Origin of the sequence: Ktedonosporobacter rubrisoli, from assembly GCF_004208415.1 — a bacterium.
GTDB classification, from domain to species: Bacteria; Chloroflexota; Ktedonobacteria; order Ktedonobacterales; family Ktedonobacteraceae; genus Ktedonosporobacter; species Ktedonosporobacter rubrisoli.
The window spans coordinates 4,738,536-4,752,280 of sequence record NZ_CP035758.1 but is presented as its reverse complement, the minus strand read 5'-3'; the positions used below and the strand labels follow the sequence as shown (position 1 = coordinate 4,752,280).

The following is a 13,745-nucleotide window of genomic DNA, read 5'->3' as shown; positions in this document are numbered from 1 at the left end:
CACCATCTTCTCTCCCACCTTTATTTGTGCTTTCGGCGTCAGGGAGCTATGATTAAGAAGCACAGAGAAGTTCTAGAGCGTTTTAGTGCGCTCACGTTTTGCTTAATGAAGAGGAACTAGATAGATGTATTCGCTACCAGCGCCAATTGCCTGGGACCATTATCGCCTCGAATGGGGGCAACAAACGTATGTGATGGGAATCGTGAATGTAACTCCCGATTCGTTTTCTGGTGATGGACTGGCACAGACGATTACTGAGGATGAGCTAGTCCAGAGAGCTGTTAAGCAAGCCCAGGGATTTATCGCTGAAGGCGCGCAGCTTATCGATGTGGGTGGAGAATCGACACGGCCAAACGCAACGCCAGTTTCGCTGGAGCAAGAGCTTGCGCGTGTTATTCCTGTGGTTCGTGCCTTGCGCAGATCATTACCTGCCAAGACTATTATTTCCATCGATACATATAAGTCTGAGGTTGCCAGGCAGGCCTTACAAGCCGGAGCTTGCCTGATTAATGATATCTGGGGTTTGCGGTATGATCCGGCCATGGCCGAAGTTGTGCGTCAGCATGGGGTTCCCGTCATCCTCATGGCCAATATGCGCGGCTTTCAAAAGCATGAGATTGTGAGCGATGTTGTACGCTTCCTGGCTGGTAGCATGGATATCGCTTTAGCCGCAGGCATTGCCTGGGAACAGCTCATTGTTGATCCGGGGATCGGCTTTGGCATGACTCCCCAGGAAGATTGGGCCGTGTTGCGTCGGCTGCGTGAATTGCGCGTCTTGGGGCGTCCCTTATTGCTTGGCGTCTCGCGCAAGAAGAATATTGGCTATGCGCTGGGAGGAGTGCCGGCCGGCGAGCGCGTAGAAGGGACCGCAGCCTCTGTGGCCCTGGGGATCGCTCAGGGCGCCGATATCGTGCGCGTTCATGATGTGTATGAGATGATGCGGGTAGTGAAGATGAGCGATGCGATTGTGCGCGGCCAGGTGGGCTAGCCGGCGCAGTCGTATGTGTAAGTATGAAAAGTGGGATGGCTACTCGTAGCCAATTTGCTAGTAAACAAATAAGGTGACAATTTGTGAATTACCAGGAAGCGCTTACTTATATCTATAGCTTTGCCGACTTTGAGCGCAGCGGCTCTTATGTACGCGATGTGAATGAGAATCTCCCGCGCGAAGCCCGCTTGCTAGAATTCCTTGGCAATCCCCAGCAAGCGTATAGCAGCACGTTAATTGCCGGGACGAAGGGCAAGGGCTCGACGGCTATCTGTATTGAGGGCGTGCTGCGTGCGGCTGGCCTGCGCACGGGGCTTTATACCCAGCCCGATCTGCATACGTTTCGCGAACGGATGCGCGTCAACGGCCAGTTGATCAGCGAGGAAGAGATGGCTGCGCTGATCCCGAAAGTGCGTTCAGCCGTTGAGGCGATTCAGGCGCGCAAGGAATTTGGCCCATTTATCACTTACGAGCTGGCAACAGCGCTGGCTTTCTTCTATTTTGCGCACCAGCATGTTCAGCATGCAGTTGTGGAGGTGGGCTTAGGTGGGCGCCTGGACGCAACAAATGTGCTGCAGCCACTAGTTTCCGTTATCACATCCATCAGCTACGATCATATGCAGATCCTTGGCAATACACTTACCAGCATCGCAACTGAGAAAGCTGGGATCATTAAAGAGCATGGCTACGTTGTTACTTCTGCACAAGCTACCGAGGCGCTGCTGGCGATTGCCGCAGTCTGCCAGGCGCGCGAGGCTCGCCTGATTCGGGTTGGGCCAGCTGAAGGTGATCCTGCCCAGGAGGCTGTTGATGCTGGCGCTTTGCCGCCTCTAAGTTATCGCTACAAATTAGAACGGAGGGAGGGCGGTAACTTGCCAGGGCAACGTTTTACGGTCTTGACGCCTGAGCGTGTCTATACCGATCTGCAGATCCCTTTGCCTGGCCTGCATCAGCTCGAAAATGCCACGGCAGCGCTGGCCACGCTAGAGGTATTGCGGAAGCGCTCGGTCGCCTGGAATGAAGATGCCTTACGACAAGGCCTATTGACTGCTCATTGGCCGGCACGTATGCAAATAGTTGGGTATAATCCAACTATGCTTGTCGATGGCGCGCATAATGCCGATTCGATGCATAAGCTCGTGGAGGCGCTACACACCTCGTTTGCGACTGCACGCCGAATCTTCGTACTTAGCGTGGCGCGCGATAAAGATCTTTCAGGCATTGTTAAGGAATTGGCTGATGCCGATTGCGTAGTATTGACGGCTATGCAGAATGCGCGCGTAGCCAGTATAGAAGCCCTGGCGAAGTTATTCGCGGAGCTGGCACCAAGTGTCAAAGTGTATACGGCAGCTACAAGCGATCAGGCCATAGAGCGCGCTCTCTCGCTGTCCACAAAGGAAGATCTGATCTGTATCACCGGCTCGCTTTACCTGGCCGGCGAGGCCTTACGTTGGGCCGCTGCGCATGGCAACGCGGAAGTAGCTGCCGAAATAAAGGGTGTAGATCATTAATTACTTCGTTGAGAGGAATTTAAGAAGAGCCGCTCTACCCACGGCTGGATTCTTATCAACTATGAGAGCCTCTGGAATGGCAGCTTGTTGGTGTTTTGGCGCAATCGTCCTTTCTGTGCGATGAATGGGAATGCCTAACAATAGCTCAAGCAAGCGGGCAGGGATATTGCCATCGCGGATTAACTCAAGGCCGCCGGTGTGGAGCTCGATTATCGTATAGGAGCCTTTCACTTTCCCGGGATCGCGTGGATTCCTTAGAAAAAGGGGAATGTTTCGCTCCCGGGAAAAGCGAATACCATCTTCTTCTGTAACTAATTCTGGAGTACCGCTGGGATTCATCGACGTGACAGCCGGATAAACGATGCCTCTTTTATGCATCTCTTCCACGAACAAGTGCGTTGGTTCGTGGCCTGCCGGGTCCCAATTTTGCAGCAGTGGAGCTCCATCTGGCAAGCGGGAGATCAGCGAGGCCGGCAATTTAGCGGCCGCTGCTTCGGTAATCGGCGCGCGTAGTAAACAGAGGGAAGCGAGCCGTGCCGCTAGCTCATCAGCGTTGAGAAACAGATCATGTAATTCTTCAGGGATTTTTGTCGGATCAAGCATTGCGACAAAGCTACTGGTTTCGAGGCTGGCGGCTAGAGGCCTTTCGCCTCGCTTTTCACCTTTGATTTGCGCCACTCTGAGGGGAAAAGAGGGATGTGCGCCATCGCCCCAGATCCCGCAGACTCCAAGATTATAGGCTCCCACAGCTTCGCCACGCTGCGCCAATGCTGCGGCTTTAACGCGGCCCTGCTCATTCCAGGCTGAAAAGACTTCGGTAGGAACTGGTTGTTGTTCTTTGTATTTTATCGTATTCGACATATTAGTGATATCATAGGAGCGAATGATAAAAAATGTCAAGAATAACCTGAAAAATATTTGAATGAGCTTTTCAATACTTTTATCACCTCTATTAAATGGGGAAGGCAAGGCACGCTACACGGCCTGAACTTCATTCTCTCTATCTCCTCTTTCGGGTAGTGGTAGGTAGGCATAACAGGGGAATGAAACGGTTCTGTACGCTGCCTGTCATAGATTGCATAATCGACTGGATCGTTGCATAATGTTGATAATCAGACAGGATTGCGCCGTTGGTAAGTCTATTTGTCATACTTACTATGGGCCTGAAGGCTCATTGGAGTCATATGTAACCAAGAGTAGCCTTTAGCATATAGCAAGTGGCAAGGTCAAGCTTCTGAATGGACAGAAAGTGTTTCGTGGGAGTTTTCTTCTTTTCCTCTCCGTGAGAGATAGCAGCCCTCCAGATTTGAAAGGAATATGGTGACACTATGCAAGGCCTGATGATGAACTATCCCCTGACACTGCAACACGCCTTTAAGCGCGCCACACGTATTTTCCCCCATAAGGAGATTGTTACCCAGACTGATGGTGAGCCTCATCGCTATACCTATGCCGATTGGGGCAGGCGTTCGATGCAACTGGCCAATGCCCTACAGAAAGCTGGTGTAGAGCAGAGCGATCGTATCGCAACGTTTGCCTGGAATACCTACCGCCATTTTGAACTATATTTTGCTGTTCCTTGTATGGGCGCTGTTTTGCACACACTTAATATTCGCCTCTTTGCCGAACAACTGGTTTATATCGTTAACAATGCTGAGGATAAAATAATATTTGTTGATGGCGATCTTGTACCTGTTCTAGAGCGCCTTGCCGATCAATTCTCTAGTGTCAAGCTGTATGTGATCATGGGTGAAGCTCCCCATGCGACGGGAAAGCTCCAGCCCTCGGTAGACTATGAGGAATTCATTGGCGATCAGCCGGCTACATATGAATGGCCCGAGCTTGACGAGAATGCGGCGGCAGCGATGTGCTATACCTCGGGAACCACAGGCAACCCCAAAGGGGTATTGTACAGCCATCGCTCGATCTATCTGCACTCAATTGGAAGCTGTTTTGCTGATGGGCCGGCTTTAGCTGAGCGCGATGTAGTCTATCCCCTTGTGCCCATGTTTCACGCCAATGCATGGGGATTTCCCCATGCCTCGGCCTTTGTTGGGGCCAAGTTAGTGCTGCCAGGACGCTTTATGGACCCGCTGCGCGTCGCTAAAACTATGGAGCAGGAACGCGTAACCTTTGCCGCCGGTGTGCCCACGATCTGGATTGGTTTGCTAAATCTCCTCGATAAGGAACAATTTGACTTTTCGGCCTTGCGCATCATTATAAGTGGGGGCTCGGCAGTTCCGCAGGCCTTAATTGAAGGACTCCATCATAAAGGCGTGACGATTGTCCAGGCCTGGGGCATGACCGAGACCTCGCCGCTAGCCTCTGTTGCCAGGTTACGGGCCAGTCAGGAAGATCTTTCGCTGGAAGAGCAGTTTGCGATTAGAGCCAGGCAGGGCACAATGGTACCAGGGGTAGAGTTTCGTGTGATGGATATGGAGACCGGGCAGGAGGTTCCCTGGGATAACCAGACCTTTGGAGAGCTGCAGGTGCGCGGTCCCTGGATAGCGCGCGCCTATTATCACGATGCCGAATCTGATGCCAAATTTGCCAATGGATGGTTGCGCACTGGGGATGTGGCAGTTGTAGACAAAGAGGGCACCATCCAACTCGTGGATCGAACTAAAGATCTGGTGAAATCGGGCGGCGAGTGGATATCTTCAGTTGAGATTGAAGGCCTAATAATGGGGCATCCTAAAGTGCTGGAAGCCTGTGTAGTGGGAATTCCGCATCCAAAGTGGTCAGAGCGACCGTTAGCCTGCGTCGTGGCCAAACCTGCCTTTATTGGCCAGGTTACCAAAGAGGAAATCATCGAATTTTTGCGTCCCAAAGTGGCTAAATGGTGGTTGCCAGATGATGTGATCTTTGTTGAGGCTATTCCTAAGACCAGCGTTGGCAAGTTCGATAAAAAAGTACTGAGAAACAGCTACAAGACGCATAATCTGGCTCAGGGCTAAGGAGAACTTTGATTGGAGCCCCGGGCTGTATGCGGTTCGGGGCTTTATAGATCAGCGGCGAATAAATGGCAAAGCAGCTGGGTGGTAAAGACAAGCAGTAATGCTCGCCGATTGCCTGGAGTTTGCCGTTCAGAAAAGAGTTGCTGGATTATGCGCTGATTAAAAATTCCTCGGCTCTTGAGCGCTTCAACTGAAAGGAGCTCGGCGAGCAGTTCCGAGCCGTCCAGGTGGAGAAGCGAGGCGCTGGGAGCCTCTAATGAAGATGTCAGCGATTCCAGGCCTATATCTGGAATATATTGCCGGGCCAATTGGGTGAGGAGTGCTGGCCCTGCCTGCTCAGTTTGCTGAGACATAGGTAGGCGCACAAGGGCCTCGATGACCTGCATATGGAGGAATGGTGATCTGATCGCCATGCGCTCTGGTGTAGCCAGGGCTTGCATGGCGTTAACCAGAAGATCGGGCAAGCGGAGATGGAGATCAAGATAGTACTGGCCCTGACTAACATCTGTGAATTGTGAGGCTTTACGAGCCAGTTTACGCGCATGAAGCGTTTCTTCCCAGGGCTCTTCTTGTTGAAGCTGGGCCAGGGTATCTGCTGACCAGAGCTCGTCGGCTTTGCCAGTCCAGCGCGGGGCTATTGTTCGGCTATAGCGCTGGAAAATGTCCTCTCGTTTATGATAAGAGGGTTTAGGCTCAAGCTGGCCCGAACCTGTGAGCAAATGGGCCCCAGTGGCGCTAATGGCTACGCGGGCACCCGTCTCCATGGCAGTAGTATGGAAGAGCTGATGTAGGGCGAGCATCCGACTATTAGTAACAGGGGCTTCCAGGCCGTTAAGCGTAGCGACCCAGAATTCTGGCTGGTCAAGGCCAGTAATAGCCAGAAAGGGTAGCTGGCAACTCGTGGCAACGCGCTCCGCCTCTTGCCAGATCTGCTTACTCTTCATTTTCTTATAGCCAAGAGAAGCCACTGTGAAAGGCGCTGAGGTGCGTTGTGCTGCTAAGGCAATAGCGAGGGCTGAGGCACTGTCGCCATTGCTGAAAGCTACCAGCTGCTCGTGTGAAGGGAGCAGGCTGGCAACCGCCTCTTGCAGCAGTTGATGCAGCGAAGCGCGCGCCTCATCAGCCTTCAGCCTCTGTTCAAGCTGATAGTCGGTAGACCAATTGAGCACGGTTGTTGCGCGTTGCCAGCGTAGAATCGAGCCGGCAGGCACTACATAAATCTCTTTAAAGGCGGTCAAGGGAGCCGGGATAAAGCCGTAGCGCAAAAGAGCATCGAGTGCGGCAAGATGGAGACGACGAGGCACGCCCACAGCAAAGAGCGCTTTTATTTCGCTTGCGAAAAGCAGATTGCCTTGAGCTGGCCAGTTTTCAATGTAGTAGAGAGGATGCAGGCCCGATAAAGGGCGACGGTAGACAAGCGTACGACGATCTGGCACCCAGTCAAGGACAGGAGGCTCGGTGTTGTGTTGTGTGCTATAGGCCGGGTCAGAGAACGCAATCAAGCCTGCTCCAGGTTGTGTTGTGCGTGCGGGCTGTCCTCCTGCTCGCCCCAGAACCTCTCCCATAGTAATGAGCGCCTGCTCAATAAATTCCTGGGGGACCTGTTCGCCGGTCAACCATCCAGCAAGTGTGGGCATAGCTATAGCTTAATTGGATCTATCTTTACGCCAGGGTGCATCCGAACGCCGTATCCAGCGACCATTGAAGAAGATATAGTTGTCGTCCTGATCAAAAAAAGAATCGGTAAGATCACATTCGCTCCACTCCACATTTCTGCTGCCCTCCTCTTTCCCCCTGCTTACCAGGTGATCGATGATCGCTGGCCCATTCTGCAAGTCTAAACCGGGAAAGAGTTCTTCGCTCAAATCTCCTTCAAGCTCAACCTGCTGCTCGCCCTGCGTCCCGCGCAAGACATAGTAAATATACATAGTAAATATCCTTACTTTCGTTTTATAGAGGTGCTCCGGTCTCTATAATATACTATAGCTCGCACAAAGTCATCTGGGTAATTGGGCAATAATCTCCTAAAAAATGCCTACCTGAGAACTAGTTACAAGGAATAAGAGACGTCCTGGCCCTGTAAACATGTATGGCCTATATTGCCTGAAGTTGGTAGGTAATGGTATAGTTTGAAACGAGGCAATTAAAGTGCTGTGATGTTGCTCGTCATCTGAGCAGGTAGCTCTGTTGAGACTGATGAGCTGAAGAAGGATTAGGAGCCTTTAATGATCATTCTCCTTACGCTCCTCGCCATCGCGTTGACCGTAACTGTTGCTGGATTGCTGCTTTCTTCTCGACCCCCCCAGGAAACAGATCCGCGCCCCGTTTCATATGCTGGACGCAGTACCGGGGCACGTCGTACCGGAACGAGAAGCTATGTCCGTTCGCGCAGTTACGTAAACAGCGGTTTCGAGCGCCGAGGACGGCGTTCCTGGGCAAGCGTAGGCACAACGCTGGATGTGCGCAGTATTTTGGGATTAAACATAGGGATGCAAGGCCAATGGTTAGGAGTTGCTCTTATATCATTGGTCATTTTCTTTGCTGGGATCTTATTGCTCAGGGCTTGCTTACCCACCCCAACGATCGTTGCGGCTAACTGGCCCGATATCGCCGTTTCCAGCACATCTGCACCGGCTAAGACCAATGCTACGACGAACAAGCCAGCGCAGCCGCTCTTTGCTGGTATGGCAGGAGCGTCGAAGGCGCTGGTTCGTATTCCTCAATTAGACCCGGCCCAATACTTTTCTGCCCAGGATTACAACACATGGGCCTACTCAGCATGTTCTACGGCTTCCATGACTGAAGTAATCAACTCGTATGGCCACCATTACCGGATTGCTGATATTTTAAAGGTCGAAGCGGGTATACATGAGATTACGCCCGATCTGGGATTGCTGGAGCCTGGAGGGATTGATAGAACTGTTGCTCACTTTAATTTTCAGGCCACGTGGATTAAATCCGGTTCGCTCGATGAAGTGATCTCTATCGCTAATAAAGGGCGACCGGTGATTGTTGGGTTCCCTCCTGAGCGCTGGTCGGGAGGCCACTTACTTGTTGTACGCGGCGGCGATAAAGACCATGTTTACACGGCCGACTCGTCCCGTCTCGATATGCAAGTATTTACGCACCAGAACTTTAATAAATACTGGGCCGGCTTTGCCGTCGTTATAACGCCTAAATAGCACAGCCTCACACAAAAAAGCAGGGCGAAGGATGCTCAGTTCCTCGTCCTGCTTTGTCCATGTTTGCTCTGTCTTATTTCTCAGCTTGTGTTTCTGGAGGGATGTAGAGCTTAACGCGGCGGAACGCCTCTGCAAACTGCATGTCGAGGCCCTTCTTTTCCTTTGCCTCCTGTGCCACTTTAGCCGCGCGCTCGCGCACCATTTCGGCTAGCTTAGTATCGGGGCCAAACTGCGTGGCATGGCAAAGGAGTCCCTTGCCTTTAATGTCTATAGTCTCGCTCACGTCTATATAGGTATTTATCTGGCTGGAATAGAAAAGATAGAGCTCATGCACTTTATAGGGCATAAGACCTTCGGCCAGCAGCTCGCGATAGGCGCGCGGATTGCCGATAGCCGGGAAAAGGGCATCCAATACAATACTTCCCGTGGCCCGATGGTCCGGATTATTGATATGGCCGGTTTCGTTGGGCTGCTCATCCGGATCTGGCGCAAAGAGATATTGGGAGGGATCGTGGGTAAAGACGAGGCGTGGCCGGTACTTACGAATCAGGCGGACCACAGCCCTGCGCGTCTCTTCATTATTTGTGAGATGACCATCGGGGAAGCGCAGAAACTCGATATCCTTCACTCCATACGTTTCGCAGGCCAGCCGCTGTTCATGTTCGCGAGCCAGCATAAGCTCGGTATTGCTAAGACTGGGAACTTCGCTACCCTCGGTGCCGTCTGTCATGACCACCCAGACAACCTTCTTGCCCTGTCGGGCCCACAGAGCGCTGGTAGCGCCAGCTGCGAAATCGTCGTCATCTGGATGGGCTCCGATAACCATTGCTTCATATTCAGGGGTCGTTACTACTTGTAGCGCTCCCTCTGCGTTTCTATCTCCCATAGATAAAGCCTCTCTAGAGATATACTATAAAGTTTGACCAGTATAGGGCGCGGCCGAAGAGGATGTCAAGGGTAAATCTTCAAAAGAGGCTATAACAGCTTCAAAGGCTTTGATCACAGCCTCAACTTCGATAGGTCGACCAGCTAACTCATCCAATCCAACGGCTCGTGTTCGCAATCCTTCGCGCAGTAATGTTTGTTCTTCAGCTGTGTGTCCAAGCAGCCGAGCTAATAATTCTGTATCCCAATGTAACAAAACTCCGGCCTGGAGCAGGCTGCCGGTGCGACGACGAATCATGTCAAGCCCAACAACCTTACGCTGGTCGGCTACAACTTCATAAGATGATATGCTACCATAACAGGCGCGGTTCATAAGAGTTTCGTAGGCCCGTGTCTCTGGCTGTTTCAGGAGGGCTCGCTGGGCATGGGCCTCGTTTGGGGCTATGGTTCGCGTCTGTATGCCAAGTTGTTTAAGGGCCGCTACCCAGGCTTCTCCAAACCAGCGATAGGATTCTACAATATCGCTTAGCACCAGCGGATGCCCTGCCGGTAACACCACATCCAGGCTGAGTAAGTGAGGACCTACCAGTACCGCTGTTCCGCCAGCTCGTCGATGATAGATAGGCAAGCCCTGAGCTTCAAGCATAGCTGGATTAAGCACACTCAGTTTCTGGGAAAAACCCAGGACAAGGCCAGTCGGCTGAGCCAGCGACCAGTAAAGAATTGGTAGGTCCTCCGGCTGAATAGTGTTGAGCATATGCTCACTAAGAGCGATATGCTGTTGCTGATCAGCGATAGCGAGTCGATAGCTCTGCCAACGCTTAGCTAATATACGTGGATTGTGCAATGCTCTTCTCCGCAGGAGCGCGCAGTATCAAGGCCACGCTTGCCGCGATAAGGCTCACGACTGCACCAACTAGCATTGCAGTGGGCGCGCCAGCCTGGCGGGAGAGCTCTCCCATCAGGAGATTCCCGATTGGCGTGCTACCTGCAAATACCATCATGTAAACACTCATGATTCTACCACGTAGGTAGTCAGGTGTCACCATCTGTAGAGTTGTGTTAGCCCTGGCCGAGAAAGCAACTTGCGCAAAACCTACACCTGCGATTAATACTAACGATAATACATATAATTTAGAAAGAGCAAAGAAACCTTCAAGAATAGCAAAAATGATAGCTGGTATAACAAGCTGCGTAATGTTCGGATTGCGGTTCCTCCAGGCCAGCCATAACGCTGAGAGAAGCGAGCCAATGCCAAACGTCGACGAGATGAAGCCGAAGCCGGTCGGACCTGAATGCAGCACATCGGTAGCAAAGAGCGGCAACATCACGTTAAAGTTAATGCCGAAGAGAGAGACAATCCCCACAACTCCAATCGTGAGCCAGACGGCTGGCGTGCGTTTGACATAGGATAAGCCTTCTCCCAGGCTCTGAAAGATATTCGGGCCTCCCTGCGTTACAGCCTTTGGTAGCGCATAGAGCTTTGTCATATCGATCATCATCAATCCAATCAGCACAGGAATGAAGCTGAGGGCATTGAGGAGATACAATGGCGCTATGCCTAACCAGGCAATGAGCAGACCAGCGATCCCCGGGCCGACGATACGAGCCATGTTAAAAAGTGACGAATTGAGCGCGATAGCATTCGGCAAGTCCTCACGTCCTGCCATCTCAATCACAAACGCCTGACGGGTGGGATTATCGATCGAAGTCGTCAGACCCAGCAAGCAAGCCAGCACAAGAATATGCCAGAGCTGTATTTTGCCGGTTGCCACCAGAATGCTTAGCGTGGCGGCTTGAAGCAGGGCGAAGGTTTGCGTGCAGAGCAGCACCTTGCGCTTGGGGAGCCTATCGGCCAGAACGCCGCCAAAGAGAGTTAGCAGAAGTACTGGTAGAAACTGAAGAGCACCCACCAGCCCAAGGAGGAATGCATTATGGGTCAACTGGAGGACCAGCCATGCCTCGCCTGTGGATTGCATCCATGTGCCGGTCAATGAAATAAGTTGACCAGACCAGAAAAGACGAAAGTTACGATGCCGTAAGGCAGAAAAGGTGCGCCCCAGCCCGTTTGGGCTTGAAGAGGCTATAGCAGCAGAACCATCAAAGTCCTGCTGCTTCTTGGATAGAGTCCGCATAAGCCATAGAATTCCAATCTAGATAGTGCCGAAGCTAAAGTATAGAAAACGTTTTACTTATATTTCATGATTCAAATCCTCCCGCTTGCGAGCGTGTCGTTCGAGCCGTGCCTGCAGATCCGCGTGCATCTGTTCCAGACCAGCAATTTTTTGCTCGATCAGGTGGAGCTGCTCACGTATCAGCTCGTCGGCGCGGTCCAACTGGGCGATTTTTGTGGCAGCGTCGGTCTCTTGACGATATGCTAATTTGATTTGCCCCCGCTCGTCCTCTACTTCGAGGAGTTTGCGTATATCAGTAAGCGAGACCCCCAGCAGGTCCCGTAATTCTTTGATGCGCAATAAGCGTTGCACGTCATCTTCTGTATAGCGGCGATAGTTACCCTCAGTACGCCCTGTAGGAGGAAGCAAGCCAACCTCTTCATAGTAGCGCAGCGTACGCTTGGTCAAACCTGTTCGTATCGATACCTGCTCAATAGTATGAAGAGAAGTAGTATCTATGTTAGCCCGTTCCTGCTGCTTCTCATCGGCTGCAACCACAGCACACCTTCCTTTCACGACAAACAGTAGGATGGAATTGATTGAGTTAATATTAGGAGAGAATATACTAGAATTATATCACAAGTTTAACGTTAACGTCAATGTAATTAAGAGAAGTGTCCAGGGTTATTTAAAATTCCTTTTTTGCCCCGCCCACCCGTCCGAAAAGAAATGGAAACGGGGACGCCCCGTACCCCGGCAGAGGACTGGCCGCCCTCTGCACTCCTGACGCCTGCGAAAATTATATAGCCGTGGAGAAGTGCCCAGGGTTTTCCACTTCTCCAAAATGGGATAGTGAAGGGCAATTCTCTTGAGCGCGACACATTGCCCTTCACCTGGAGCACGGAGGCTACGTCGCGAGCGAACGCGCTGCGATCGAGCGTATTTGGCCCCGATTGTTTCCTCCTCCTTGCCGCTCTCAGGCGGTCCAAGAACGAGACCTGGAAATCCCTGGGAAAGACAGACCAGCGTGCCTCAGTTAAGATGTGTTGTGGTACAATGGAAAGTGTATTTCGGGAGTCTTCTACAAATAGCAACCCGTATGCGAAACGTCATCATTATTGTTGATGCAAGGAAGTGTGGCCATGCATGATACTCTTTCTTCTTTAGTAGAGAGAGCATTAACGGGCAATCAACGCCCATTAGAATTCTACTTGCGGGATAATAGCCGTTTGCCTGGGCCACGCCCAAATTTAGAGCTGGCTGATGACGTCAGTAGTCTGCTAGCTACTGCAGTTTCCCGGCATCCCGAACGTGTTAAATCGCTGCTGAATTATTTTTCCAACAGCGATCATAGTGCAGTAACGGGTAATACTCCATCTGAGTTTGTGTTGCTATGCGGCATAGTGGCCTCTGGGGCTTGTGCTGCTGTGCAGCCTGGCTGGCGTAACGAGACCTTGAGTCTGCTGGATCAATATGCCAGCAGTCCTTATTGGAGAGTACGGGAAGGAGTATCTATCGCTTATAGACATATGCTGGTTGCTGATAGCGATGAGATGATCAGACATATGTTGCATTTAGCTCGTGAAGGCTGTTGCCTGCAGCAGCGTGCGGCCATCGCTGCTGTTGCTGAACCACCTCTATTGCTCAGCAACTATAAATTGTGCATCTCTGCCCTTGAGTTGCAGCGTATTGTGCTACATCGCCTGCATCTTATTCCTCTTAATGAGCGTAAACGTGAAGATTTTCGTGTGCTGCGCCGGACGCTAGGCTATACGCTCAGCGTGGTGACGGCCGCCTTGCCCGAGGAGGGCTTTGCTTTGATGAGCGAGGCTGTTTCGTGGGGAGATACCGATATTGTCTGGGTCTTGCGCGAGAATCTGAAAAAAAAGCGCCTGGCCAAGTTCTCTGAGCATACTGCGATGTTATCAAGACTATTGGCTGAGCCCTGGCGCTACTGGTAAAGTTCATTGCTCCAGATAGTAATTGCACGCCCCATCCTGAATAGAAAGTGGCGAGCTGCGCTTTCCACTTCTCAAACATGGGATTGTTAAGGGCAATAGCCATAGGCTAGCGGCCGTGTCATGCTATTTCCCGCCTGGGTGCGCTTG

At 51.7% G+C, this 13,745-nt stretch carries 12 protein-coding genes; 5 read left to right on the top strand and 7 right to left on the bottom strand.

Going from position 1 to position 13,745, the window contains the following annotated elements; genetic code table 11:
- Positions 1-124 precede the first annotated feature (124 nt).
- The gene (gene folP / locus EPA93_RS20800; protein ID WP_129889358.1) at positions 125-988 is read left to right on the top strand and encodes a dihydropteroate synthase; all 864 of its coding nucleotides are present in this window, start codon (positions 125-127) and stop codon (positions 986-988) included.
- Between the two features lie 83 nt (positions 989-1,071).
- Entirely contained in the window at positions 1,072-2,499 is a 1,428-nt protein-coding gene (locus tag EPA93_RS20795; RefSeq protein WP_129889357.1) for a bifunctional folylpolyglutamate synthase/dihydrofolate synthase, read from the top strand.
- On the opposite strand, the gene EPA93_RS20790 is transcribed toward EPA93_RS20795, so the two are convergent.
- Positions 2,500-3,360, bottom strand: coding sequence for a hypothetical protein (locus EPA93_RS20790; RefSeq protein ID WP_129889356.1), 861 nt, complete (start codon positions 3,358-3,360; stop codon positions 2,500-2,502).
- 467 nt (positions 3,361-3,827) lie between these two features.
- Here EPA93_RS20790 and EPA93_RS20785 point away from each other — a divergent pair, with 467 nt between their 5' ends.
- Positions 3,828-5,456 carry a long-chain fatty acid--CoA ligase gene (locus tag EPA93_RS20785; RefSeq protein ID WP_207229606.1) on the top strand — a complete coding sequence of 543 codons (1,629 nt, stop codon included), beginning with the start codon at positions 3,828-3,830 and terminating at the stop codon, positions 5,454-5,456.
- Between the two features lie 44 nt (positions 5,457-5,500).
- Here EPA93_RS20785 and EPA93_RS20780 read toward each other — a convergent pair whose 3' ends face one another.
- Both EPA93_RS20780 and EPA93_RS20775 read right to left on the bottom strand, forming a co-directional pair.
- Positions 5,501-7,093 (bottom strand): asparagine synthase-related protein, encoded by a 1,593-nt coding sequence (locus EPA93_RS20780; RefSeq protein WP_129889355.1) that lies wholly within the window; start codon positions 7,091-7,093, stop codon positions 5,501-5,503.
- A 9-nt stretch (positions 7,094-7,102) separates the two neighbouring features.
- Positions 7,103-7,384 carry a hypothetical protein gene (locus EPA93_RS20775; RefSeq protein ID WP_129889354.1) on the bottom strand — a complete coding sequence of 94 codons (282 nt, stop codon included), beginning with the start codon at positions 7,382-7,384 and terminating at the stop codon, positions 7,103-7,105.
- A 297-nt stretch (positions 7,385-7,681) separates the two neighbouring features.
- Here EPA93_RS20775 and EPA93_RS20770 point away from each other — a divergent pair, with 297 nt between their 5' ends.
- Positions 7,682-8,638, top strand: coding sequence for a C39 family peptidase (locus EPA93_RS20770; protein WP_129889353.1), 957 nt, complete (start codon positions 7,682-7,684; stop codon positions 8,636-8,638).
- 73 nt (positions 8,639-8,711) lie between these two features.
- Here EPA93_RS20770 and EPA93_RS20765 read toward each other — a convergent pair whose 3' ends face one another.
- From EPA93_RS20765 to EPA93_RS20750, 4 genes are read right to left on the bottom strand one after another with little or no spacing between them, the layout of a single operon-like run.
- Positions 8,712-9,524: a PIG-L deacetylase family protein gene (locus EPA93_RS20765; RefSeq protein WP_129889352.1), complete on the bottom strand. Its 813-nt coding sequence runs from the start codon at positions 9,522-9,524 to the stop codon at positions 8,712-8,714.
- Between the two features lie 24 nt (positions 9,525-9,548).
- Positions 9,549-10,370, bottom strand: coding sequence for a lipoate--protein ligase family protein (locus tag EPA93_RS20760; RefSeq protein ID WP_129889351.1), 822 nt, complete (start codon positions 10,368-10,370; stop codon positions 9,549-9,551).
- The gene (locus EPA93_RS20755; RefSeq protein ID WP_129889350.1) at positions 10,345-11,658 is read right to left on the bottom strand and encodes an MFS transporter; all 1,314 of its coding nucleotides are present in this window, start codon (positions 11,656-11,658) and stop codon (positions 10,345-10,347) included. Before EPA93_RS20755 ends, EPA93_RS20760 begins: the two co-directional genes overlap by 26 nt.
- A gap of 57 nt (positions 11,659-11,715) precedes the next feature.
- Positions 11,716-12,195, bottom strand: a complete 480-nt coding sequence (locus EPA93_RS20750; protein ID WP_165423287.1) for a helix-turn-helix domain-containing protein — start codon at positions 12,193-12,195, stop codon at positions 11,716-11,718.
- Positions 12,196-12,779: 584 nt separating this feature from the next.
- On the opposite strand from EPA93_RS20750, the gene EPA93_RS20745 reads away from it, so the two are divergent.
- The gene (locus EPA93_RS20745; RefSeq protein ID WP_129889348.1) at positions 12,780-13,598 is read left to right on the top strand and encodes a hypothetical protein; all 819 of its coding nucleotides are present in this window, start codon (positions 12,780-12,782) and stop codon (positions 13,596-13,598) included.
- The last annotated feature ends 147 nt before the right edge of the window (positions 13,599-13,745 follow it).